The 23990-nt window shown below is 60.0% G+C and carries 20 protein-coding genes and 4 tRNA genes; 10 read left to right on the top strand and 14 right to left on the bottom strand.

The annotated features are described in order from the left end of the window. Positions 1-101: 101 nt before the first annotated feature. The 6 genes from clpB (at position 102) to PspCFBP13508_RS21090 (ending at position 5168) form a co-directional block, all read left to right on the top strand. A complete protein-coding gene (gene clpB / locus PspCFBP13508_RS21115; RefSeq protein ID WP_137215605.1) occupies positions 102-2666 on the top strand; it encodes an ATP-dependent chaperone ClpB in 2565 nt (854 codons plus the stop codon). A gap of 297 nt (positions 2667-2963) precedes the next feature. After that, positions 2964-3039, top strand: a tRNA-Asn gene (locus tag PspCFBP13508_RS21110). A 9-nt stretch (positions 3040-3048) separates the two neighbouring features. Continuing rightward, positions 3049-3125, top strand: a tRNA-Pro gene (locus PspCFBP13508_RS21105). Positions 3126-3130: 5 nt separating this feature from the next. Beyond that, positions 3131-3206 (top strand) — tRNA-Lys (locus tag PspCFBP13508_RS21100). A 97-nt stretch (positions 3207-3303) separates the two neighbouring features. Beyond that, positions 3304-3380, top strand: a tRNA-Pro gene (locus PspCFBP13508_RS21095). Between the two features lie 162 nt (positions 3381-3542). After that, positions 3543-5168: a methyl-accepting chemotaxis protein gene (locus tag PspCFBP13508_RS21090; RefSeq protein ID WP_137215604.1), complete on the top strand. Its 1626-nt coding sequence runs from the start codon at positions 3543-3545 to the stop codon at positions 5166-5168. A gap of 156 nt (positions 5169-5324) precedes the next feature. Here PspCFBP13508_RS21090 and PspCFBP13508_RS21080 read toward each other — a convergent pair whose 3' ends face one another. The 4 genes from PspCFBP13508_RS21080 to PspCFBP13508_RS21065 all read right to left on the bottom strand — a co-directional run bounded on the left by PspCFBP13508_RS21080 (position 5325) and on the right by PspCFBP13508_RS21065 (position 8062). Beyond that, positions 5325-6623 (bottom strand): NAD(P)/FAD-dependent oxidoreductase, encoded by a 1299-nt coding sequence (locus PspCFBP13508_RS21080; protein ID WP_016773144.1) that lies wholly within the window; start codon positions 6621-6623, stop codon positions 5325-5327. A gap of 63 nt (positions 6624-6686) precedes the next feature. Beyond that, the gene (locus PspCFBP13508_RS21075; protein ID WP_007909875.1) at positions 6687-6860 is read right to left on the bottom strand and encodes a DUF3094 domain-containing protein; all 174 of its coding nucleotides are present in this window, start codon (positions 6858-6860) and stop codon (positions 6687-6689) included. Between the two features lie 51 nt (positions 6861-6911). Beyond that, positions 6912-7439 carry an MOSC domain-containing protein gene (locus tag PspCFBP13508_RS21070; RefSeq protein ID WP_137215603.1) on the bottom strand — a complete coding sequence of 176 codons (528 nt, stop codon included), beginning with the start codon at positions 7437-7439 and terminating at the stop codon, positions 6912-6914. Next, on the bottom strand, positions 7436-8062 hold the full coding sequence (locus tag PspCFBP13508_RS21065) for a DUF1780 domain-containing protein (protein ID WP_137215602.1): 627 nt from the start codon (positions 8060-8062) through the stop codon (positions 7436-7438). The genes PspCFBP13508_RS21070 and PspCFBP13508_RS21065 overlap by 4 nt, the downstream gene beginning before the upstream one ends. 190 nt (positions 8063-8252) lie before the next feature. Between PspCFBP13508_RS21065 and PspCFBP13508_RS21060 the strand changes: the two genes are divergently transcribed. Together PspCFBP13508_RS21060 and PspCFBP13508_RS21055 are read left to right on the top strand one after the other, a co-directional pair. Then, positions 8253-8942: an energy-coupling factor ABC transporter permease gene (locus PspCFBP13508_RS21060; protein WP_130911375.1), complete on the top strand. Its 690-nt coding sequence runs from the start codon at positions 8253-8255 to the stop codon at positions 8940-8942. Between the two features lie 65 nt (positions 8943-9007). Further along, on the top strand, positions 9008-9223 hold the full coding sequence (locus PspCFBP13508_RS21055) for a hypothetical protein (RefSeq protein WP_016773148.1): 216 nt from the start codon (positions 9008-9010) through the stop codon (positions 9221-9223). 7 nt (positions 9224-9230) lie between these two features. Here the strand turns inward: PspCFBP13508_RS21055 and yacG are convergent, their stop codons facing one another. From yacG to pilB, 5 genes are read right to left on the bottom strand one after another with little or no spacing between them, the layout of a single operon-like run. Further along, positions 9231-9431, bottom strand: coding sequence for a DNA gyrase inhibitor YacG (gene yacG, locus PspCFBP13508_RS21050; protein ID WP_016773149.1), 201 nt, complete (start codon positions 9429-9431; stop codon positions 9231-9233). Further along, positions 9428-10051 (bottom strand): dephospho-CoA kinase, encoded by a 624-nt coding sequence (coaE, locus tag PspCFBP13508_RS21045; RefSeq protein WP_130887103.1) that lies wholly within the window; start codon positions 10049-10051, stop codon positions 9428-9430. Before coaE ends, yacG begins: the two co-directional genes overlap by 4 nt. Then, complete coding sequence (locus PspCFBP13508_RS21040) at positions 10048-10920, bottom strand: A24 family peptidase (protein ID WP_137215601.1); 873 nt, start codon at positions 10918-10920, stop codon at positions 10048-10050. Before PspCFBP13508_RS21040 ends, coaE begins: the two co-directional genes overlap by 4 nt. Before the next feature lies 1 nt (position 10921). Further along, complete coding sequence (locus PspCFBP13508_RS21035; protein WP_137215600.1) at positions 10922-12139, bottom strand: type II secretion system F family protein; 1218 nt, start codon at positions 12137-12139, stop codon at positions 10922-10924. Between the two features lie 2 nt (positions 12140-12141). Then, positions 12142-13842 (bottom strand): type IV-A pilus assembly ATPase PilB, encoded by a 1701-nt coding sequence (gene pilB, locus PspCFBP13508_RS21030; protein WP_137215599.1) that lies wholly within the window; start codon positions 13840-13842, stop codon positions 12142-12144. Positions 13843-14068: 226 nt separating this feature from the next. Between pilB and PspCFBP13508_RS21025 the strand changes: the two genes are divergently transcribed. After that, positions 14069-14491, top strand: coding sequence for a pilin (locus PspCFBP13508_RS21025; RefSeq protein WP_137215598.1), 423 nt, complete (start codon positions 14069-14071; stop codon positions 14489-14491). A 295-nt stretch (positions 14492-14786) separates the two neighbouring features. After that, positions 14787-15140 carry a BON domain-containing protein gene (locus PspCFBP13508_RS21020; protein WP_016773155.1) on the top strand — a complete coding sequence of 118 codons (354 nt, stop codon included), beginning with the start codon at positions 14787-14789 and terminating at the stop codon, positions 15138-15140. 271 nt (positions 15141-15411) lie between these two features. On the opposite strand, the gene PspCFBP13508_RS21015 is transcribed toward PspCFBP13508_RS21020, so the two are convergent. The 5 genes from PspCFBP13508_RS21015 to pgi all read right to left on the bottom strand — a co-directional run bounded on the left by PspCFBP13508_RS21015 (position 15412) and on the right by pgi (position 23836). Next, positions 15412-15711: a DUF2845 domain-containing protein gene (locus PspCFBP13508_RS21015; RefSeq protein WP_039761633.1), complete on the bottom strand. Its 300-nt coding sequence runs from the start codon at positions 15709-15711 to the stop codon at positions 15412-15414. After that, positions 15708-18659 (bottom strand): DUF748 domain-containing protein, encoded by a 2952-nt coding sequence (locus tag PspCFBP13508_RS21010; protein WP_137215597.1) that lies wholly within the window; start codon positions 18657-18659, stop codon positions 15708-15710. The genes PspCFBP13508_RS21015 and PspCFBP13508_RS21010 overlap by 4 nt, the downstream gene beginning before the upstream one ends. A gap of 222 nt (positions 18660-18881) precedes the next feature. Then, positions 18882-19898 (bottom strand): class I SAM-dependent methyltransferase, encoded by a 1017-nt coding sequence (locus tag PspCFBP13508_RS21005; RefSeq protein WP_137215596.1) that lies wholly within the window; start codon positions 19896-19898, stop codon positions 18882-18884. Between the two features lie 135 nt (positions 19899-20033). Further along, positions 20034-21971, bottom strand: coding sequence for an acetate--CoA ligase (gene acs / locus PspCFBP13508_RS21000; protein ID WP_137215595.1), 1938 nt, complete (start codon positions 21969-21971; stop codon positions 20034-20036). Between the two features lie 200 nt (positions 21972-22171). Then, positions 22172-23836: a glucose-6-phosphate isomerase gene (gene pgi / locus PspCFBP13508_RS20995; protein ID WP_130909975.1), complete on the bottom strand. Its 1665-nt coding sequence runs from the start codon at positions 23834-23836 to the stop codon at positions 22172-22174. Positions 23837-23990: the final 154 nt, after the last annotated feature.

Here is a 23990-nt window from a genome sequence, read left to right as displayed (position 1 = left end):
CTTGAATCTTGCAGAATCGACCGCATCTATAGCGGTATCTGGCAGGTTTCTTTATTCAGGATGGTTTCTTAGGTCCGGCCTGCTCAAAAGGAAGGTGACCCATGCGTATTGACCGTTTAACCAGCAAATTACAGTTGGCCCTGTCCGACGCCCAGTCGTTGGCGGTTGGCCACGATCATCCGGCCATCGAGCCGGCGCACTTGATGCAGGCCATGCTTGAACAGCAGGGCGGTTCGATCAAGCCGTTGCTGATGCAAGTAGGCTTCGACGTCAACAGCTTGCGTAAAGAGCTGACCAAAGAGCTTGATCAACTACCGAAAATCCAGAACCCGACCGGCGACGTCAACATGTCGCAGGATCTGGCGCGCCTGCTCAATCAGGCCGACCGTCTGGCTCAGCAGAAGGGCGACCAGTTCATCTCCAGCGAACTGGTGCTGCTCGCCGCGATGGACGAGAACAGCAAGCTCGGCAAGTTGCTGCTCGGCCAAGGCGTGAGCAAAAAAGCCCTGGAAAACGCGATCAACAACCTGCGTGGTGGCGAAGCGGTAAATGACGCCAACCACGAAGAGTCGCGGCAGGCCTTGGACAAATACACCGTCGACCTGACCAAGCGCGCCGAAGACGGCAAGCTTGATCCGGTGATCGGCCGTGACGACGAGATCCGCCGCACCATTCAGGTTCTGCAACGCCGCACCAAGAACAACCCGGTGCTGATCGGTGAGCCTGGCGTGGGTAAAACCGCGATCGCCGAAGGGCTGGCGCAGCGCATCATCAACGGCGAAGTGCCGGACGGCCTTAAAGGCAAGCGCCTGCTGTCGCTGGACATGGGCGCGCTGATCGCCGGCGCCAAGTATCGCGGCGAGTTCGAAGAGCGCCTGAAAGGCTTGCTCAATGAACTATCGAAGCAGGAAGGGCAGATCATTCTGTTCATCGACGAACTGCACACCATGGTCGGCGCCGGTAAAGGCGAAGGCTCGATGGACGCCGGCAACATGCTCAAGCCTGCGTTGGCTCGCGGCGAGTTGCACTGCGTCGGCGCGACCACGCTCAACGAGTACCGCCAATATATAGAGAAGGACGCGGCGCTCGAGCGGCGTTTCCAGAAAGTCCTGGTGGACGAGCCGAGCGAAGAAGACACCATCGCCATTCTGCGTGGCCTCAAGGAGCGTTACGAGGTCCACCACAAGGTGGCGATCACCGACGGCGCGATCATTGCCGCGGCGAAACTCAGCCATCGCTACATCACGGATCGGCAGTTGCCGGACAAGGCCATCGACTTGATCGATGAGGCCGCCAGCCGTATCCGTATGGAGATCGACTCCAAACCGGAAGTACTCGATCGTCTGGAGCGGCGCCTGATTCAGTTGAAAGTGGAATCCCAGGCGCTGAAGAAAGAAAGCGACGACGCAGCGAAGAAACGCCTGGAAAAACTCCAGGAAGAAATCGAGCGTCATGAACGTGAGTACTCGGATCTGGAAGAAATCTGGAACTCGGAAAAAGCCGAGGTGCAGGGTTCTGCGCAGATCCAGCAGAAGATCGAACAGTCGCGCCAGGAACTGGAAGCCGCACGCCGCAAAGGCGACCTGAATCGCATGGCGGAGTTGCAGTACGGGGTGATCCCCGATCTGGAGCGCAGCCTGCAAATGGTCGACCAGCACGGCAAGAGCGAAAACCAGTTGCTGCGCAGCAAGGTAACTGAGGAAGAGATTGCCGAAGTCGTGTCGAAGTGGACCGGCATCCCGGTGTCGAAAATGCTCGAAGGCGAGCGCGACAAGCTGATGAAGATGGAGAGCCTGTTGCACAAACGGGTGATCGGTCAGGAAGAAGCGGTCGTGGCTGTGGCCAACGCCGTGCGGCGTTCCCGCGCCGGGCTGTCCGACCCGAATCGGCCGAGCGGCTCGTTCATGTTCCTCGGCCCTACCGGTGTCGGTAAAACCGAGCTGTGCAAGGCCTTGGCCGAATTCCTCTTCGATACCGAAGAGGCGATGGTGCGGATCGACATGTCCGAGTTCATGGAGAAACATTCCGTGGCTCGTCTGATCGGTGCGCCACCGGGCTACGTCGGCTATGAAGAGGGCGGTTATCTGACCGAAGCGGTGCGTCGCAAGCCGTACTCGGTGATCCTCATGGACGAAGTCGAGAAGGCGCATCCGGATGTGTTCAACATCCTTCTGCAAGTGCTTGAGGATGGCCGGCTGACCGACAGTCACGGGCGCACGGTGGACTTCCGCAACACGGTAATCGTGATGACGTCCAACCTCGGGTCGATGCAGATCCAAGAACTGGTTGGTGATCGTGAAGCGCAGCGGGCCGCCGTGATGGACGCGCTGACGTCGCATTTCCGTCCGGAGTTCATCAACCGCGTTGACGAAGTGGTGATCTTCGAGCCGCTGGCGCGGGAGCAGATCGCCGGGATTACCGAGATCCAGTTGGGCCGTCTGCGCAGCCGTCTGGCCGAGCGCGAGCTGAAGCTGGAACTGAGCCCTGAGGCGATGGACAAGCTGATCGCGGTCGGCTACGACCCGGTGTATGGCGCACGTCCTTTGAAACGGGCGATTCAGCGTTGGATCGAAAACCCGCTGGCGCAGTTGATCCTGTCGGGTCATTTCATGCCTGGCGACACCGCCATCGGCAAGGTCGAGAACGACGAAATCGTTTTCGGCTAAGCCTCAGCGGCAATGAAACCGGGAAGGCCTCGCATTGCGAGGCCTTTTTTTCGCCAGGCTGTTGAACTCAAAGGAAAAGGCTTGTAAAGTGCGCCCCGCAGTCAGTCACCGGCAGCGTTTCAACCCACCGGGTTGGAATCTGAAATAAGTTGCAAATCATTAACTTGAAAGCAATTTAGGGGGTTGACAGAGGTGTTCTAGGTTGTAGAATAGCGCGCCTCAGACACACGAACGCAGCGATGCGAACGGGTGGCGAGATGCAACAAAGCTTCACCGTTGTAAATTGAAATATGTAGTTCCGTGATAGCTCAGTCGGTAGAGCAAATGACTGTTAATCATTGGGTCCCAGGTTCGAGTCCTGGTCACGGAGCCAATTTCAAACCGGGGTATAGCGCAGTCCGGTAGCGCGCCTGCTTTGGGAGCAGGATGTCAGGAGTTCGAATCCCCTTACCCCGACCATATTTGGGTCGTTAGCTCAGTTGGTAGAGCAGTTGGCTTTTAACCAATTGGTCGTAGGTTCGAATCCCACACGACCCACCATTTTTGAAACCAGTTTGCGCTGGGATCGAATCTTAAGATCAGAGGCCAAAAGCGCTGATCGAAGAAGGCGATCTTTGAAAGGTCGCCTTTTTTTTACCGGGGTATAGCGCAGTCCGGTAGCGCGCCTGCTTTGGGAGCAGGATGTCAGGAGTTCGAATCCCCTTACCCCGACCATATTGAAAATCCTCGTATCGAAAGATACGGGGATTTTTTTTGCCTGCTGAAAGCTGAATCCCTTCAAGTCGTCATACAACCTGCCGATAGCCCGCTAACACGAGGGGACTGCCAACGCTTCGCCCCTTGAACCTGGCCACTACAAGAATAAGGGCGTCCGTCATGTTGCTTCGTCAGTTGAATATTGCTCCCCGGGCTGCCCTGGGTTTTGCCCTGATCGCGGTGTTGGTGGCCTTGCTCGGCGTGTTTGCGCTGGGGCAGATGTCGAGCATTCGCGACAGCGAGGTGGCGGTGGAGAACCGCTGGTTGCCGAGCATTCGTGGCGGCGACGAGATTCGCGAATTGATGCTGCGCATCCGCACCATCTCCCTGCGCATGGCGCTCGATCAGGATCCGGCCAACATCGCCACCTATCGCGGCCAGATGGACACCCGCGATAAGGAGCTGAGCGAAAAAATCGCTGCCTACGACAAACTGGTCGACACTGCCGAAGGCCAGCAGCTGTATGACCAGTTCAAGAAAACCTTTGCCGCCTATCGCACCGGCATCGCGCAGTCATTCACCCTCGCCGAGCAAGGCAAGCGTGACGAGCTGACCAAATTGCTGCTGGTTGACATGAAGACCGTGGTCGACGGCTCCGGCAAACAACTCAACGATCTCGCCGATCTGTTCGCCCGCCAGGTCGCCGCCGAAAGCGAGAAGTCCGCCGCGCATTATGAAACCTCGCGCACCATCGTTACTCTTTTCATTGCCTTGGCAGCGCTGGCCACGGTGGCGCTGGCGATGTTGCTCACGCGCAGTATCGTGCGCCCGCTGAGCAGCGCCGTGGATGCCGCTGAAAGTGTCGCCAAGGGCGATCTAACCCGACCGATCGAAACCCATGGCAATGACGAAGTCAGCCGCTTGCTCAAGGCCTTGGCGACGATGCAACAAAACCTGCGCGAGACCCTGCAAGGTATCAGCGGCTCAGCTACGCAACTGGCCACCGCCGCGGATGAACTGAGCGCCGTCACCGTCGACAGCACTCAGGGCCTGCAAGAGCAGAACAACGAAATCGAACAGGCCGCCACTGCGGTTAACGAGATGACCGCTGCGGTGGAGGAGGTCGCGCGCAACGCGGTGTCGACGTCCGATGCCACGCGCCAGTCCAGTCAATCGGCGCAATTGGGCCAGGAGCGCGTCAGCGAAACCGCCAGCGCGATCAATGCGCTGGCCAGCGATGTGCAGAACACCGGTGAACTGGTGCAGTCGCTGGCCAATCAGTCGCAGGACATCGGCAAGGTTCTGGACGTGATTCGCGCCATCGCCGAGCAGACCAATCTGCTGGCGCTCAACGCTGCCATCGAGGCAGCACGAGCGGGCGAAAGCGGTCGCGGCTTTGCGGTGGTGGCTGATGAGGTGCGCGCGCTGGCGTATCGTACCCAGCAATCGACGCAGGAAATCGAGCAGATGGTGCAAGGCATGCGCAGCGGTTCGAGCCTGGCGCTGGAGTCCATGCAGGCCAGCGCATCTCGTGCGGCGAGCACGTTGGTTCTGGCAGAGCGGGCGGGTGAGGCGTTGGTGACGATCACAGCGTCGGTGCACGAGATCCACGAGCGCAACCTGGTGATCGCCAGCGCGGCCGAGGAGCAGGCGCAGGTGGCGCGGGAAGTGGATCGCAATCTGGTGAATATTCGCGACCTGTCGGTGCGTTCGGCTGCGGGGGCTGATCAGACCAGCGCATCGAGCCACGAACTGTCGCAACTGGCCAATGCGCTGCAGGGCATGGTGCGGCGCTTCCAGCTGTGATGAACAGCGATTCATTGCAGGCCTTCGCCCACTGATTTGAGAACAGCACGAAACAATGTGGGAGCGAGCCTGCTCGCGAAGGGGCCGGATCATTCAACGACAGTGTTGACAGACCCACCGCTTTCGCGAGCAGGCTCGCTCCCACAGGTTGGCGTTTTAGTGCAGTTTCAGACGCGGCTCGGTGCCACGACCAATCTTGCTCCCCAGCATCAGCATCGCCGTGCGAAACGGCCCGTACAGTGCCATCTGGTGCATACGGTACAGCGACACATAGAACATCCGCGCCAGCCAGCCTTCGAGCATGACGCTACCGGTCAGGTTGCCCATCAAGTTACCCACAGCAGAAAAACGCGACAGTGAAATCAGCGAGCCGTAGTCGGTGTACTTGTACTCCGGCAGGGTCTTGCCTTCGATGCGCAGCTTCAGCGACTTGGCCAGCAGCGACGCCTGTTGATGCGCCGCTTGTGCCCGTGGTGGGACGTTGCGATCAGTGCCCGGTTGCGGGCACGCCGCGCAGTCACCGAAGGCAAAGATGTTTTCGTCGCGCGTGGTTTGCAGAGTCGGCAACACTTGCAGCTGATTGATGCGGTTGGTTTCCAGACCGTCGATGTCCTTGAGGAAACCCGGTGCGCGGATGCCGGCAGCCCAGACTTTCAGGCTGGCCTTGATCTCGTTGCCATCGGCGGTGATCAGGCTGTCGGCAGTCACTTCGCTGACTGCTGCGTTGGTCATCACATTGACCCCGAGCTTCTCCAGGGTCTTGTGCACCGGCCCGCTGATGCGCTCCGGCAGGGCAGGCAGCACCCGTGGGCCGGCTTCGATCAGCGTGATGTGCATGTTTTCCGGTTTGATCCGGTCCAGACCATACGCGGCCAATTCATGGGCGGCGTTGTGCAGCTCGGCCGCCAGTTCGACGCCGGTGGCGCCAGCGCCGACGATGGCCACGCTGATCTGCTCGACCACGTCGGTCTGCCCGGCGTGGGCGCGCAGATAATGGTTGAGCAATTGCTGGTGGAAGCGCTCGGCCTGTTTGCGTGTATCGAGGAACAGGCAATGCTGCGCCGCGCCCTGGGTGCCGAAATCGTTGGTGGTGCTGCCGACGCTGATCACCAGCGAGTCATAAGCCACTTCACGCGCCGGCACCAGCTCGACGCCGTTTTCGTCATAAGTTGCGGCCAGCTGGATTTTCTTCTGCGCGCGATCGAGCCCGCTCATGCGCCCGAGCTGGAACTCGAAGTGGTTCCATTTCGCCTGGGCGACATAGTTGAGTTCGTCTTCGGAGGAGTTCAGGGAACCGGCGGCCACTTCGTGCAGCAGCGGCTTCCAGATGTGGGTCAGGTTCGCGTCGACCAGCATCACGCTGGCCGTGCCGCGCTTGCCCAGAGTCTTACCCAGGCGGGTAGCCAACTCCAGACCGCCGGCGCCGCCGCCGACAATGACAATACGATGGGACATAGGGATAACTCGCAAGGTTTTTAAAGGAAATCGGTGCGGTTACCCGAGGGAGCGCAAGGCAGCTCATAACGTCAGGTAACTGATAAATCGGCTCAACAGGCCCAGACCAATGGTCACTGCCAGCACCAGCACCAGGAGCATCCACGGCCGGAAAGGCCGGCGCTCGACACGGTGTTGGGACAGTTGCAGGTACTCTTCGACATGCTTTTGGTCTTCGGGGTTCAGGCGGCTGGTCATATTTGCCTCGTCAGGTAGACGTTACTGAATGGGCACAGGCTACAACGGTTTTCAGCCCGGGTTGAACGCAGCGTAACCGCTGTCCGGAACCGGTTCGACGCACACGCTATCGTCGAGGCGAATGATGCCGCTTTGCAACACCCGGGCGGTGATCCCGCCATGCCCGCGCACGGCTTGAAAAGTGCCCGGGCCGAGATTGTTCTGCAAACGTGCACAGGGCTGACACCAGCCAGTGGTTTCGAGTATCGCCTGCCCGATGCGAAAGCGCCGCCCCTTCAGGCTAAACAAATTGATTCCGCTTATAACGAGATTGCGCCGCAGATCTTCAGGTCGGATCGGCTCGTCATCGGGGCGGCCCATCAGTGCGTTGATCACCGCCAGATGCTCCCACTGAATCAGCGTCACCTGTCGCGCGTTGCGAATGCCCGGGCGGGCGTGGTCGCCGGTGAGCCCGGCTTCCAGCCGCGCCTCGACCGCGTCGAGCTCAAGCATCGGCCCACGGGATTCTGGACGCACGCCGATCCAGCGCACACGACCGGTTTGCGGAACCTCGGCGATCAACTGCTGCAGCGGCGTCACAGGCTGATACCCACGTCGAACAAAATGCTGCGGCCGAGGTTACTGCGCAGAAAGTCCGGTGCGTCGGGGTGGGCGAACAGCACGCGGGCGAATGTCGGGCCGACCAGCGACAGCGAGCGCCAGCCCTGGCGCAGGTATTCGGTCGGTGGCGGGAAATGACTGTTGAGATCCAGCACTTCGCGCTTGAGGCTGGCGAAGGCGATGATGTCCAGCTCACCCAGATCCATGCCGCGTTCCTTGTAGTTGTGCGCCTTCTTGCGCAGGGTCGGCGCCAGACGCAGGAGAAATTCATTGGCCGGGATGCGCTTGGGTTTGGCTTCGCGGCGCACCAGTTGGCTCAGGGAAAACGCGCTGCGCCGACGCTGCAATTCGTCGCGCCATTCGTCATTGAGGCGTCGGCCTTCATCGAGGACGAAAAAAACTTCGAAATTGGCATCGCGAAACAGCACGTCCGGCGGCTCACCGGCCGGGGCGAATTCGTCGGCGCGGTAGGGGATGTTCAGACCTTGCAGCAGGCGCTGGCAGACCCAACGCTCACGCTCCCATTTGCGGGCATTGGACAGGAACGCATTGGCCTGCTCGGCCGCGATGGTCAGCAGGCGTAAATAATCTGAATCATCCATAAGGCCAAGCTTAGCGTCCAAATACGACAAGCAGATAGCTTTGCATCGGCTCAGACATAAACGTCGCGCGATTGCGCCCTTGTAGGAGCTGCCGAAGGCTGCGATCTTTTGCTTTTATAAACAAGATCAAAAAATCGCAGCCTTCGGCAGCTCCTACAAAAAAGCGTGTCCAGTAGCAGGTGAGGGAATCATGATCGGTGCCGAACTGCTTTCAACGGCAAGCCTGACGCTCGGCTGGCTGATTTATCTGCCGGTGCTGCTCTGGGCGATCATGCGTGCGCCATGGGTTGAGCTGTTCAGCGACAGTCGCCGGCAGCACTTGCTGTTCGGCACGGTGTTCGCGCTGTTTCTGCTGTGGCTGGTGCGCAGGGATTTCGACACCGGCGTGTCGTATCACTTCATCGGCATGACCGCGGTCACGCTGCTGCTCGATTGGCCGCTGGCGATTGTCGGCGGGCTGGTGGCGCAGATTGGCCTGGTGCTTTTGGGGCGTCAGGACCTGGCTGCGGTGGGCGTCAATGGCGCGTTGCTGATTCTGCTGCCAGTGCTGATCACCGAGTGCGTGGCGATTCTGGTCGAACGCGCGCAGCCACGAAATCCGTTCGTTTACATCTTCTGTTCCGGCTTCTTCGCCGCTGCGTTGTCAGGCCTGTTGTGCCTGATTCTGAGCCTGACGCTGCTGTGGTACGACGGCCTCTTCGCCATGCCGGAGTGGCTGGAGGATTTTGTCGGCTACCTGTGGTTGCTGCTGTTCCCCGAGGCCTTTATCAACGGCATGGTTGTCAGTGCGTTGGTGGTGTTTTGCCCGGAGTGGCTGGAGACCTTCAACCGCACCCGTTACCTTTCAGCGCCGTGGAAGGACGACGATCCGAAGTCTTGATCCACATCAAACCGGCCATGCCGCTGAGATTTCATGCTCACGCAAATCCCTTCAGGAGCATTGGCATGGGCGTTTACGAATGGGCGCGGCAGGAAACCCGGCAGAGTCTGGAGCTGGCGCAGGAAGTGGGCTTTGACCCGGGCCTGAGTTTGCGCGCCCTGCTCAGCGCCGTGGTGCAGCAGAGCAAGGCAGTGCGCAATGCCGAAGACTTGGCCGACGAGTTGCGCTTTCTCGCTGAGAACCTCGACGACAGTCAGGACTACGGCTTTATGCGGCCCTGATCAGCGATCAGTGACGCGGATCGAAATCGCCGGAGAACAACTCGTCCTCGGCATCCGGTGCGACCGGAATCTTGTGTTCTTCCGAGGCCCAGGCGCCGAGGTCGATCAATTTGCAGCGGTCGGAGCAGAACGGACGGAATTTGTTCGCCGGGGTGAATTCGACGGGGGCGCCGCAGGTTGGGCATTCAACGGTTGGAATCTGGCTCATGCTTGGCCTCCGGATAAAGTCAGATAAAAGTGATGCAGACGCTCGACCTCGCTGTGCAGCCAGGCGAGGTCGCGGTCGTTGACGATCACGTCGTCGGCACGGCTCACGCGGTCTTCACGGCTCGATTGCGCCTTGAGGATCGCCTGCACTTGTTGTTCGCTGGTCTGGTCACGCTGCAAGGTGCGTTCGATCTGCAGTTGTTGCGGCGCATCGATGACCAGAATGCGCTGGGTCATCGCGTATTGCCCGGACTCGATCAGCAAAGGTGACACCAGAATCGCGTAAGGCGATTTTGCCTGCGCCAGATGATGAGCGATTTCTTCGCCGATCAACGGATGCAACAGCGCTTCGAGCCAACGTCGCTGTTCGGGGTCTTCAAAAATCAGTTTGCGCAGGGCGGCACGGTCCAGTGTGCCGTCGGCCTGCAACACGCCGGAACCGAAATGCTCGGCGATTTTCGCCAGCGCCGGACGCCCCGGTTCGACCACCCAGCGCGCCGCATGATCGGCATCCACCACATGCACGCCCAGGTCGATGAAGTGCTGCGCCGCCGCGCTTTTGCCGCTGCCGATGCCGCCGGTCAGGCCGAGAATCCAGGGTTTTTCCACAGGGGTATTCATTTCAAACCGACAGACTGCCAATAGAAGTCGGTTATTTGACCACCCCAGAGCAAGGCAATCCAGCCGGCAATTGCCAGAAAGGGTCCGAAGGGGATCGGCGTCGAGGTTTCCTGGGCGCGCAGGCGCAGCATGACGACGCCCAAAATCGCCCCCACCAAGGATGACAACAGAATCGTCAGCGGCAGAATCTGCCAGCCACCCCAAGCGCCAAGCAAGGCCAATAGCTTGAAATCGCCATGACCGATGCCGTCCTTGCCGGTGAGCAGTTTGAACAGCCAGAACACCGACCACAGCGCCAGATAACCCGCGACCGCGCCCCACAACGCATCGGGCAACGCCACGAACACGCCGAAGCTGTTGACGATCAGCCCCAGCCACAGCAGCGGCAACACCAGCACGTCGGGCAGCAGCTGATGCTCGCAGTCGATCAGACTCATCGCCAGCAAGCCCCACGTCAGCAAAATCAGCAAAGCTGCCGGCCAGCCAAAGCCCAGATGCCAGGCGATGAATGCAGAAAGCAGGCCGCAGGCGAGTTCAGTCAGCGGGTAACGTTTGCTGATCGGCGCCGCGCAGGCCGAGCAGCGCCCGCGCAGCAACAGATAACTGAGCAGCGGAATGTTTTCCCACGGACGGATCCGGTGTCCGCAATGCGTGCACGCGGAGTGCGGCAGCATCAGGTTGTAGGTCGGCACGGGCGTTTCAGTGGGCAGGCCGAGCACATCATGGGCTTGCTGCCGCCAGTCGCGCTCGAGCATTTTCGGCAGGCGCCAGACCACAACATTGAGGAAGCTGCCGACCACCATCCCGAGCAGCAGCGCGCTGACCACAAAGGCCAGCGGATACATGGCAAACAGTTCGTCGATAGGCATATCAGATCGCTGAGCCGAGTTGGAAGATCGGCAGGTACATGGCCACCACCAGTCCACCGACGATGACCCCCAGCACCACCATGATGAAGGGCTCCATCAGGCTGGTGAGGTTGTCGACCATGTTATCGACTTCGGCTTCATAAAAACCGGCGACCTTGTCGAGCATGTCATCCAGTGCCCCGGACTCCTCGCCAATGGCGGTCATCTGCACCGCCATATTGGGAAACACACCGGTGCTGCGCATGGAGAAGTTCAGCTGCATGCCTGTCGAAACGTCTTGCCGAACTCGGAGCACCGCGCGCTTGAATACCACATTGCCGGTGGCGCCGGCGACCGAATCCAGCGCTTCCACCAACGGCACACCCGCCGCGAAAGTGGTCGACAGGGTGCGGGCAAAGCGGGCAACGGCGGACTTGTACATCAAAGTGCCTACCAGCGGCAGTTTGAGCAACCAGGCATCGCGGCGGTCGCGCAAGGCCTGCGATGTCTTCAACGCCCGGCGAGTGCCGAAAAACGCTGCCACCAGCGCAACAAGAATCGCCCACCACCACTGCTGCATGAACTCCGACAGGCTGATGATCATCAGGGTGAAGCCCGGCAGTTCGGCGCCGAATCCGGAAAACACCGACTGGAACTGCGGCACCACTTTGACCAGCAGAATGCCGGTCACCACAGCCGCCACCAGCACCACGGCGGTGGGGTAGGTCATGGCTTTCTTGATCTTGGCCTTGAGCGCTTCGCTTTTCTCCTTATAGGTGGCCACCCGTTCGAGCAAGGTGTCGAGGGCACCGGACTGTTCGCCGGCGTCGACCAGGTTGCAGTACAACTCGTCGAAGTATTGCGGCTTCTTGCGCAGGGCTGTGGCGAAACTGTTACCGGCCGCGACCTCCTGTTTGACCTCGTCGACCAGTTTGCGCATGGCCGGATTTTCGAAGCCTTCACCGATAATGTCGAAGGACTGCAACAGCGGCACGCCGGCCTTCATCATGGTTGCCATCTGCCGGGTGAACAGGGCGATGTCCTGCGGCTTGATGCGTTTGCCCAAGCTCAGCAGGGACGCGGATTTCTTGCGCACCTTGCCCGGGTTGATCCCCTGTTTGCGCAGCTGCGCCTTGATCAGCGCGGGGTTCTGCCCGCTCAGTTCGCCAGTGACCTTGCTGCCTTTGCGGTCGGTGCCTTCCCAGGCGTAAACGCTGACTTTCGCTGCCTTGACCGCCATGTTCAATCCTTGGTGACCCGGTTGATTTCCTCAAGGCTGGTGATGCCTTGCATCGCCTTGTGCAGCCCGGAAGTGCGCAGATCGGCGAAGCCGTCGCGGCGCATCTGGATGTCGATTTCCAGCGAATTGCCTTCGGCCATGATCAACCGTTGCAGGTCCGGTGTGTTCTTTACCACTTCATAAATCCCCACGCGTCCTTTGTAACCGCCGTTGCAGTGATCGCAACCGACCGGCTCGTAGATCGTGAAATGGCCGATGCGTTCCTCGGGGAAGCCTTCCTTGAGCAAGGTTTCGTGCGGGATTTCCAGCGGCCGCTTGCAGTGCGCGCACAACTTGCGCGCCAGACGCTGGGCGATGATCAGGCTGACCGAGGTGGCGATGTTGAAACCGGGAATGCCCATGTTGTGCAGGCGCGTGAGGGTTTCCGCTGCGCTGTTGGTGTGCAGGGTCGACAGCACCAGGTGGCCGGTTTGCGCGGCCTTGATCGCGATCTCGGCGGTTTCCAGGTCGCGGATCTCCCCGACCATGATCACGTCCGGGTCCTGACGCAGAAACGAGCGCAGCGCCTGGGCGAAGTCCAGCCCTTGGCGAGGATTGACGTTGACCTGATTGATGCCTGCCATGTTGATTTCCACCGGGTCTTCGGCGGTGGAAATGTTGATGTCGACGGTGTTGAGGATGTTCAGCCCGGTATACAGCGACACGGTTTTACCGGAGCCGGTGGGGCCGGTGACCAGAATCATTCCTTGTGGCTGTTTCAGCGCGGCGAGGTACAAGGCCTTTTGCTCGGCCTCGTAACCCAGCGCGTCGATGCCCATTTGCGCACTGGACGGGTCGAGGATCCGGATCACCACTTTTTCGCCCCATAGGGTCGGCAGGGTGTTGACGCGAAAATCGATGGATTTGCTTTTCGACAGGCGCATCTTGATCCGCCCGTCCTGGGGTTTGCGCCGTTCGGAAATATCCAGACTGGCCATTACCTTCAGGCGAGCGGCGATACGCCCGGCCAACTGGATCGGTGGCTTGGCCACCTCGCGCAGCATGCCGTCGGTGCGCATGCGTACGCGATAGTTTTTTTCGTAGGGTTCGAAATGCAGGTCGGACGAGCCGCTCTTGATCGCATCGAGCAGCATCTTGTGCACGAAGCGCACGACCGGGGCGTCGTCAGCATCGAGGCCGCCGATTACGTCCTGTTTGTTGTCATCGATGGCCTCGACGTCGAGGCCGTCGAGATCGACATCGGCCATTTCCTCGAGGCCCGAGGCATGGCTCTCGAAGAACTTGTCGATGGCGTCGCTGAGCTTGTCGTCCTCGACCAGAATCGCTTCGGTGCTCAGGCCGGTGCTGAACTGGATGTCGCTGATCGCCTGCTGATTGCTCGGGTCGGAAAGGCCTACGAACAGTTTGTTGCCGCGCCGCCAGAGGGGCAGTGCGCAGTGCTGGCGAACCAGTTTCTCACTGACCAATCCCTTGGGCTGACTCTCTTTGTCGACGCAATGCAGATCGAGCAGGGCCATGCCGAAATGTTCGGAAGCGATCTCGGCGATCTGCCGGCTGTTGACCAGTTTGTTGTGTACCAGGTAATTGACCAGCGAGACGCGATTGCGCTGGGCCTGCGCCCAGGATTGCCGGGCACTTGTTTCCGTGAGCAGTTCGGCCTGGACCAATTGCTTGGCCAGACCGCTCAGAGCGATGTCATTCATGGGGATTCCGCACGCTTGCCGTTCATGACTTATAGCCTAGTCAAGTGACAGCGCCAAACACGGCCGGTGCAGGTGACAAAAAGTGTCAGATAGTGCGGTTGCGGGTTGTAGGAAACGGCGCAGGAAATTGCGCGCGCCCAGCAGGCGGGGCCTGAAAGGCGTTGGCATGGCCTGTGCTGAGCCTTGTTCAGATCATGAGATTTCGACTCATGCATGGAGCGTGTCTATGAAAAAACAACAAGGTTTCACATTGATCGAGCTGCTGATCGTTGTGGCGATCATCGGCATTCTGGCGACTATCGCCCTGCCTCAGTATTCGAAATATCAGGCGCGGTCGAAGGTTACGGCGGGGCTGGCGGAGATTAGCGCGATGAAAGTGCCCTTTGAAGACCTGATTAATCAGGGGACAAACCCGACGCTGGCGGCGGTAAAGGGCGATAACGTAACCACGACCTCCAATTGCGCTCTCACCGCGTCAGGCACTGCTGCTGATGGAGCTGGAACGATTGTATGTACGCTGGCCAATGCGCCAGCGCCTGTATTAGGCAAAACCATCACGCTGACACGTACAGCGGCGGGTGGTTGGACTTGTGGCACTACGGTCGCTCCTGACTATTCGCCAAAAGGCTGTAACGCTACTGGTACTTGATCGATATGTAATCTTCAGAATGCCCCGCACCGCGGGGCATTCTCGTATCGCGACCGCTTCACAAAAGCTCTAATAATTTCAGCAGCTTATGAACTTTCTTAAAAACCGCAACTTGCATGCGAAATTGCGTTGAGTCATGCATTTTGCATGAAAATGAAAATGAGCGTTTTTCATAACTGTTTGTTTTTAAACGATTTTATACGACCGAAAAAGTTGGCACAGCGTTCGCAATATCTCCGGTAACCCTGCTGACAAGCGTTACAGCAGACTTCCAGAAAAAACAGGAGTTACTCGTATGAAGAAGTTCGCTATCACTGCCGCTGCTACCGCTCTGACCCTGACCATGGCTGGTGGTGCTTTCGCCCAGTCCGCTCAGGCTACCCAAGCGCCAATGGTTCTGGCTGCCGGTGAAGTTACCGAAATGAAACAAGATACCAGCGACACCTGGATCACCACCAAGGTCAAAGCTGACCTGGTTACCGAAAAAGGCATTCCAGGCACCGACATCAAAGTCGAAACCAACAAGGGTGTAGTTTCCCTGTCGTCGACCACTGCGGTAACCGAGTCGCAGAAAGAAGTCGCCGTAGGCATCGCCAAGAAAATCAAAGGCGTTAAAGCGGTCTCCGCTGACGGCCTGAAAGCCGAGTAAGGCAAGACTTCTCGCCTGAACCGGGAGAAGACGCAACAGACGGGCCGAGCAATACGTCTGCCGCAACTTTAGAGTTCATGCGAACGGTTACACGGATGTGACCATTACAGGCCCCGGCACTTGTGTCGGGGCCTGTTCTATTTGGGCATCCATCGAAAACCAATGTGGGAGCGAGCCTGCTCGCGAATGCGTAGTGTCAGCCGACAAGTTCGTCAGTAGACAGACCGTATTCGCGAGCAGGCTCGCTCCCACAGGGTAAATTTCGTTCGGCTTAATTGCCGCGTTTGCTGTTGATCTGCCGCAAGCGATTGCCTTCGAAGCGCAGGTATTGATACATGCCGTTGTTCGGGCCGTAGGTCCATTCCTCGACCTGAAACTCTTCGCGGCGATTGGCACTGCGCTTGTAGCCGAGCACGTCGCGACTGACCGGCTCGCCGCATTTTTGCAGCACTTCGCTGGCGCGGTCGCCGAGGCTGATCAACTGGCTGCCGCAGCGCAATGTATCCGAAGCCGACGCGTGACCGGCAGCGCACGTCAAAGCGAGCACAGCCAGCCAGTTACGCACGGTCATTCTGCATCCAGGTGCATTTGCGTGACCACGCGGCCATCGCTTTCGGCCTCGCCGAGGTTGGCGTCGATGAAATACACGCGGTCATCCTCGAGCTTGCCCTTGTCGACCAGGTAATCCTTGATGGTGCTGGCGCGATCCTGGCCCAACTGTCGCAACAGCACCTCGCTGCCGCTCCAGAACGCGATCACGCCCTGGCGCATTTTCGCCGTGCGTTCTTCTTTGCCGAGATCTTTCCATTCAACCGGTGGCTGGGTTTTCAGGCGGGTGCGGTAGATGCCTTCGAGCAATGCGCCTTTCTCGCCTTCGGGCACTTGCAGCAGCGAGGCCTGGGCCGGGACTTTGTCGCCACGGCGCTGGAGCATCTTGTAGTAGTTGTATTGGTATTCGCGTTCCAGACGTTGCTCGGCCAGCAGTGGCCCATCACTGCTCTTCGCGGCAGTGCCTTCGATTTCCAGGCGCAGCGCCGGACGTTCCTTGAGCGCTTGCGACAGTTTCACCAGCGCCGCTTCGGCGTCTTTGCTCAGATCGCTGGAGCCCGGCGCGAAGGACACCGTGCCGAGGTCTTCGGAGCCGCCGCCACTGACCAGTCCGCCGATCATCTTGAACGGCGCGGCGGCAGCTTTGACGATCAAATTGCGCAGGGTCTGCCAGACGATCGGCATGACGCTGAACTGTGGATTATTCAGGTCGCCGGTCACCGGCAATTCGATGGAGATCTTGCCGTCGACGTCCTTGAGCAGGGCGATCGCCAGTTTCAGCGGCAGACTCACTGCATCAGGGCTGTCGACCTTCTCGCCCAGCTGCAACTGCTCGACGACGACTTTGTTCTCGGCTTTCAGTTGGCCTTTGGTGATCAGATAGTGCAGATCAAGGTTGAGCCGGCCCTTGCGGATGCGGTAGCCGGCGAATTTGCCGGAGTAGGGCGTCAGGGTCGTCAGTTCGACGCGCTTGAAACTGGTGGCGATGTCGAGGCTGGCCATCGGGTCGAACGGATTGACCGCACCCTTGATGGTCACCGGCGCATAGCGGTCGACCTTGCCTTTGATGTCGACGCTGGCCGGTTTTGCCTGACGGCTGTCGATGGTGCCGATCTGGCCGTTGAGCTGTTGCACGGCGGTGGCGAAATTCGGTGTCAGGCTGAAGTCGGCGAAGTTGGCCGAGCCGTCGTTGATCGCAATCGCACCGATGTGAATGCCCAGTGGTTTGTCCTTGCTGGGCGGTTTGGCTCCGGCAGGTTTGGCGCCGCTGTCGGCCGGTTGCGGGATCAGCAGGTCGTCGACGTTGGTGGTGCGATCGTCGTTGATCATGAAGCGCACATACGGCTGCAACAGGTTGACCTTGTCGATCGACAGGCTGTCGCCGTGCTGATAGTTGATGCCGTCGACCACGACTTGCTGCCATTTGAGGAAGTCGCGGGTCTTCAGCGTATCGAGGGTGTGCAGTTGATCAATCTGCGCGCGACCGGTGACGCTGAGGGTCAGTGGCTCGGTGCTCTTCAGGTTGACCTTGAGGTCACTGCCGAGCATGCCGCTGCGCAGTTCCAGGCGAATGAACGGGTTGATGTAGGACTGCGCGACACGCAAGTCGACGTCCTCGGTTTTCACGTTGAGCTGTGCGTTGACGGGGGCCAGATTGACCGTGCCGTCTGCGCTGATCTTGCCTTGCTTGCCCAGACCGCTGTCGAGCTTGAGCTTGAAAGGCGAGCCGTTGAGGCTGTCGAAGTCCTGCAGGTCGACGTTCAGCGGAGTGATGTCCAGCGCCACCGCCGGTTGCGCCGAGCGGTCAGCGAGATGGACCGTGTAGTTGCGCAGTTGCACATCCTTGACCAGCACCTGCCATGGCTTGCTAGGGGCGCTTGGCTCAGGTTTTGGCGAGTCGGCGGCGGCCGGTGTATCCGTAGGTTCGGCAGCGGCTTTGGCCGCCGGTTTCGACGGTTGGCTGGCGAACAGCTTCTGCCAGTCCAGTTGGCCGTCGGCTTCCAGCGCCGCCCAGGTTTCCAGTTTGTTGCTGCGGATCTTGCCGACCACCACTTGCTGCTTGGCCAGGTCCAGCGAGGTGTCGCTGACGTCGAGGCGTTCGAGCCTGGCCAGCGGACGTCCGTCCGGAGCCTTGATGGCAAACGGCGCAATGCTCACCGCGACGTTGTTCAGCAGCAGTTCGGTCTGTTTCGACAGGTTGAGTTTGTACTCAGTGCTGAGGCTGACCACGCCGTTTTCCAGTACCAGCGGCACGGCGTCACGCACGTAGGGCCAGAAGGATTTCATCTGGCCATCGGTGACTTTCAGGGTGCCTTCGGAGGTGAACGGGATCAGGCTGAAATTGCCGGTCCAGTCGATCCGCCCGCCAGCGGGGCCGATGGCGACGAGGGTCATGTCGGCGCTGTCCTCGGGCAGGGTGCTGAGGTTTTTCAGCTCGAAACTGAGGTCGTCGTAAAGAAATTCGATCGGTTCGCTGGGCCGCATATCCTCGAAATGCACCACGCCGCCGGCCAGTTTGATGTTGTCGATACGCAGCGGGAACGGCTTGGCGTCGGGATCGGCGGGTGTCGGCTCGCTCGGCGGCAGGTTGAACAGGCCGAGCAGGTTGAGCTTGCCGTCCTTGGCGAAGAGGATTTCGCTTTTGGGTTTGTCCAGTTCGATGTCGGACAGGTGCAGGGCCTTGGTCCACAGGCTGTCGATTTGCAGGTTGGCATAGAGGCGATCGAAGCCGACCTGCTCCTTGCCCGGCTCGCCGATGACCAGGCCCCACAGGGAAACTTCCAGGCTGAACGGGTTGAGTTCGATGCGCTGCAGATGCGCGGGCACCGTCGCGTAGTTGGCCAGTTGCTGGTTGGCCACGCGCAAGGCAATGCCCGGCAGGATCAGAAACCCCAGCAGGCTGTAGAGGGCCAGGGCTGTCAGCAGTGCGCCAATCGCGCGAATCAATCCTTTGGGCATGTGCGGCTTCATCTGTCTGAATCGGAGTGCCTTGGAGTATGGCACGCGATTCTGGTTCCGAAGTGCTTGATGTGGGACAGGATTGTTCAGAAATTTCTGCAGGAATAGATCTCCCTTGTGGGAGCGAGCCTGCTCGCGAATGCGCTGGTTCAGTGAAAAACAAGTCGACTGACACTGCGCTTTCGCGAGCAGGCTCGCTCCCACAGGGAAATGTAATCGCTCATGCCGGAGGGATCACAACTGCAAGATCAGCGTCTTCAACGGCGGCTGCTGGTCCAGCGAGGGGAAATCGGCGCCCGGGGTCATCACGCTCCATTCGCGCACCGGGCGGCCGGCCTTTTCGGCGCAGCGCAGCACTTGTTCGCGCCAGTCGTCCATGCTGACTTTCGCCAAGTTGTTGCAGCAGATCAGCACGCCGTTGTCGGCGGTGGTCAGCAGCGCCGGTTTGAGCAGGCTCTGATAATCGCGTAGCAGATCGACGGTGCCGAACGCACTTTTGGCCCACGCCGGCGGATCGAGCAGGACCAGATCGTATTGGCGCTGTTCGAGGCGCTGATAGCTCGGCAACTTCTGCCCGCGCCGCACGCTGATCGGCAGGCCAGCAAGCTGACGGATCGCCGGGAAGTAATCGGACTGAATGAATTGCATCGGCGGCAACTGCGGGTTGAGCAAACCATTCTCGCGACCGACCGCCAGATTGCCCTCGGCAAAATCGAGGTTGCACACCTCACGTGCACCGCCGGCCGCTGCACTGAGGCCAACACCACAGGTGTAGGCGAACAGGTTGAGCATGCTTTTGCCTTGCGCATGATCCTTGACCCAGCCACGGGTGTTGCGCAGGTCGAGGAACAGCAGCGGATCCTGCCCGGCATGACGCCCGCGCACGCGGTAGTTCAGACCCCATTCATGCCCGACCAGATCGGCCAGCGCGGCGTCATCGGCTTTATAGACGCTGTCCTCGCGATCGATCCGCGAGTTGCCACGGGAGCGGTCGTTGTAGACCAGCAGGCTGTCGAAGCCCAGGGTCTGGTTGACCATGGCGTGCAGTTGCAGCAGGTCGTCACGTTCGAGCGTCTGGTGAAAACTCTGCACCAGCAGTTGCGGGCCGTAGCGGTCGATGGTCAGGCCGCCGGCACCTTCCTGGCTGCCATGGAACAGCCGATAGCAATCGGTGCCCTGGCTGTGCAGCGCAGCGAGCAGGTCCTGGCGTTGATCGAGGGCGGCGCGCAGCGCCTGATTCAAGGAAGACATGCGGGCGCCTTGCTGAAAAAACGCGAAGCTTAGCAGTCGGGGAGCTACAAGCGGCAAGTTTCTAGCTGCAAGCTAAAAGCGAAAAGCTGCGCGGACCGCTTTAGCTTGCAGCTTGTAGCTAGAAACTTGCAGCTCTCAAGTATTGAGCCGCTTGTCGACGAGGTCCTGCACCACACTCGGATCAGCCAGCGTCGAAGTATCGCCCAGACTGTCGAGCTCATTGCAGGCAATCTTGCGCAGAATCCGCCGCATGATCTTGCCCGAACGGGTCTTTGGCAGCGCCGGCGCCCACTGGATCAGGTCCGGTTTGGCGAAGCTGCCGATCTCCTTGCTGACATGCGCCAGCAGGTCTTTCTTCAGCTCTTCGTTGGCCTCGGTGCCGTTCATTGGCGTGACGAACGCGTAGATGCCCTGGCCTTTGACGTCGTGGGGATAACCGACCACGGCGGCCTCGGCGATGCTGTCGTGCAGCACCAGGGCGCTTTCCACTTCGGCGGTGCCAATGCGGTGGCCGGAGACGTTGATCACGTCGTCGATGCGTCCGGTGATCCAGTAATCGCCGTCCTCGTCGCGGCGGGCGCCGTCGCCGGTGAAGTAATAGCCGGGGTAGGGCTTGAAGTAGGTGTCGATCATCCGCTGAGGATCGCCGTAGACGCTGCGAATCTGCGCCGGCCAGCTCGATTTGATCGCAAGCACGCCACTGCCGGCGCCGTGGATTTCCTTGCCGACTTCGTCGAGCAGTACGGGTTGCACGCCGAACATCGGTTGCGTCGCGCAGCCCGGTTTGATCCGTTGCGCGCTGACCAGCGGGCTGAGCATGATGCCGCCGGTTTCGGTCTGCCACCAAGTGTCGACGATCGGGCAGCGCTGTTCACCGACAGCATTGAAATACCATTCCCACGCTTCCGGGTTGATCGGCTCACCGACGCTGCCGAGCAATCTGAGGCTGGCGCGTGACGTTTCCTTCAATGGTCCGGTGCCTTCGCGCATCAGCGCGCGCAGGGCGGTGGGTGCTGTGTAGAAAATGTTCACCTTGTGCTTGTCGATGACCTGCCAGAAGCGCGAACTGCTCGGGTAGCTCGGCACGCCTTCAAACATCAGTGTGGTCGCACCGTTGGCCAGCGGCCCGTAGACGATGTAACTGTGGCCGGTGACCCAGCCGACGTCGGCGGTGCACCAGAACACTTCGCCGTCGCGGTAGTCGAGTACGTACTTGAAGGTCATTGCCGCTTGCAGCAGGTAGCCGCCGGTGGTGTGCAGCACGCCTTTGGGTTTGCCGGTGCTGCCGGAGGTGTAGAGGATGAACAGCGGGTCTTCAGCGTCCATCGGTTCCGGCGGGCAGTCGTCGCTGACCTCGCGCACGGCCTGGTGGTACCAGAGGTCACGGCCCTCGACCCAATCGACTTGGCCCTGCGTGCGCTCGACCACCACCACGGTGCTGACGTTCGGGCAACTTTGCAGGGCTTTGTCGACGTTGTTTTTCAGCGGCACGAAGCGGCCGCCGCGCACGCCTTCATCGGCCGTGATCACGGTACGGCAGTCGGCATCGAGAATCCGGTCGCGCAGGGAATCCGGAGAGAATCCGCCGAACACCACCGAGTGAATCGCACCGATCCGCGCGCAGGCGAGCATGGCGTAGGCGGCTTCGGGGATCATCGGCATGTAGATGCACACCCGGTCGCCTTTCTTCACGCCACGGTTTTTCAACACGTTGGCCAGTCGGCAGACGTGATGATGGAGTTTGTTGTAGGTGATTTGCGCCGATTCGGCCGGGTCGTCGCCTTCCCAGAGCAGGGCGGTCTGCTCGCCGCGTTGCTTGAGGTGACGGTCGATGCAGTTGTAACTGACGTTGAGCTTGCCGCCGGCAAACCAGGCCGCTTCACCGGTTTTCAGGTCATAGCGCTGCACGGTCTGCCATGGCGTGCTCCAGTCGAGGAAGCGCGTGGCCTGCTCGGCCCAGAAGGCACTGGGGTGTTCAATCGATTCGCGGTACAGGCGCCGATACTCGTCCTGGCTCAACTGAGCGGCCTGGCGCACGGCATCGGCTTTGGGGAACGTGCTGATATCGAACATGACGGTTCCTTATTCTTGTGGTGCGACACGAATAAAGATGCGCCGAGCGCTGCACAGGTTCAAGTCATGCGCCAAAACAACTGTGGGAGCGAGCCTGCTCGCGAAGGCGGCGGATCAGTCAACACAGTGTTGAATGACGCACCGATTTCGCGAGCAGGCTCGCTCCCACAGGGGAACAGCGTTGGGCCCGAAGGCTTTTATCAGCCGCGATGACGCCCGCGGAAGTAGTTGATCAGGCCTTGAGTCGAGGCATCGTCAGCCACGGTCTCGTCGCTGCCGACCAGGCGGTTGTAGACGCCTTTGCCCAATTCCTTGCCCAGTTCCACACCCCACTGGTCGAAGGCGTTGATGCCCCAGACCACGCTTTGCACGAACACTTTGTGCTCATACATCGCAACCAGGGCGCCGAGGCGACGCGGGCTGATGCGTTCGACCACCAGGGTGTTGCTCGGACGATTGCCCGGGATCACCTTGTGCGGCGCGAGTTTGCGCACGTCGTCTTCGCCCATGCCTTTGTCGCGCAGTTCAGCTTCGGCTTCCGGCAGGGTCTTGCCGAGCATCAGCGCCTGGCTCTGCGACAGGCAGTTGGCGTACAGCCACTGATGATGGTCGGAAACCGGGTTGAAGCTGACGATCGGCACGATGAAGTCGGCCGGGATCAGTTGGGTGCCCTGGTGCAGCAACTGGTGGTAAGCATGCTGACCGTTGCAGCCGACGCCGCCCCAGATCACCGGGCCGGTATCGGTCGACACCGAGGTGCCGTCCTGACGCACGCTCTTGCCGTTGGATTCCATGTCCAGCTGTTGCAAGTGCTTGGTGATGTTGCGCAGGTAGTGGTCGTACGGCAGGATCGCGTGGCTTTGCGCGCCCCAGAAATTGCCGTACCACACGCCGAGCAGAGCCAGCAGCACCGGCATGTTCTGTTCGAACGGCGCGGTCTGGAAATGCTGGTCCATGGTGTAGGCACCGGACAGCAGTTCCTTGAAGTTGGACATGCCGATGGCCAGCGCGATCGGCAAACCGATCGCCGACCACAGCGAATAACGCCCGCCGACCCAGTCCCACATCGGGAAGATGTTTTCTTCGCGGATACCGAAGGCCACCGCTGCGGCGTTGTTGCTCGACACCGCGATGAAGTGACGATACAGCTCGGCTTCCGAGCCGCCCTGCGCCAGGTACCAGGCGCGTGCGGCCTGGGCGTTCTTCAGGGTTTCGAGGGTGTTGAACGACTTCGACGAAACGATGAACAGGGTGGTCTCGGCACGCAGTTTCTGCGTCAGCTCGTGGAATTCGCTGCCGTCGATGTTTGCCAGATAGTGGCAACGTACGCCTTTCTGCGCGTAGGACAGCAGCGCTTCGGACACCAGCTCGGGACCGAGGAACGAACCACCGATACCGATATTGACCACGTCAGTGATCGGCTTCTCGGTGTAACCGCGCCACAGGCCGTCGTGAATACGGCCGACCAGATCAGTGATCTGGTTCAGCACCTTGTGCACTTCCGGCATCACGTTGACGCCGTTGACCGACAACTTGTCGCCGACCGGGCGGCGCAGGGCGGTGTGCAGTGCCGGGCGGCCTTCGGAGGCGTTGACGATTTCGCCGTCGAACAGCGCTTTGATCGCGCCCTTCAGATCGACTTCATTGGCCAGGCCCACGAGCAGGTCGCGGGTCTCGGCGTTGATCAAATTCTTCGAATAATCGAGAAACAGACCGCAGCTGCTGAGGGTGAACTGATTGAAACGCTGCGGATCGGCGTTGAAGGCCTCGCGCATGCTGAAATCCTGCATGGCTTGGCGGTGATCTTTCAACGCTTGCCAGGCGGGCAGAGCGGTAACGTCGTGAGGAGTGCGGTAGTACGCCATCGCTGCGGTTTTCCTTTTTACTTGAACGGCCTTTTGAACACGGTACAGATCAACCACGGGTTTTTAGCGCATGGGATCAACTGCGTCGACACGAGATCTGGACACAGGGCGAATACAGTAAACCTCGCGCTGCGTTCTGTCTTGACTTTGTCTG

Source organism: Pseudomonas sp. CFBP13508 (assembly GCF_005233515.1).
GTDB classification, from domain to species: domain Bacteria; phylum Pseudomonadota; class Gammaproteobacteria; order Pseudomonadales; family Pseudomonadaceae; genus Aquipseudomonas; species Aquipseudomonas mercuritolerans.
Note: the sequence above shows the minus strand (reverse complement) of the source record. Positions and strands in the feature narration are given on the sequence as shown.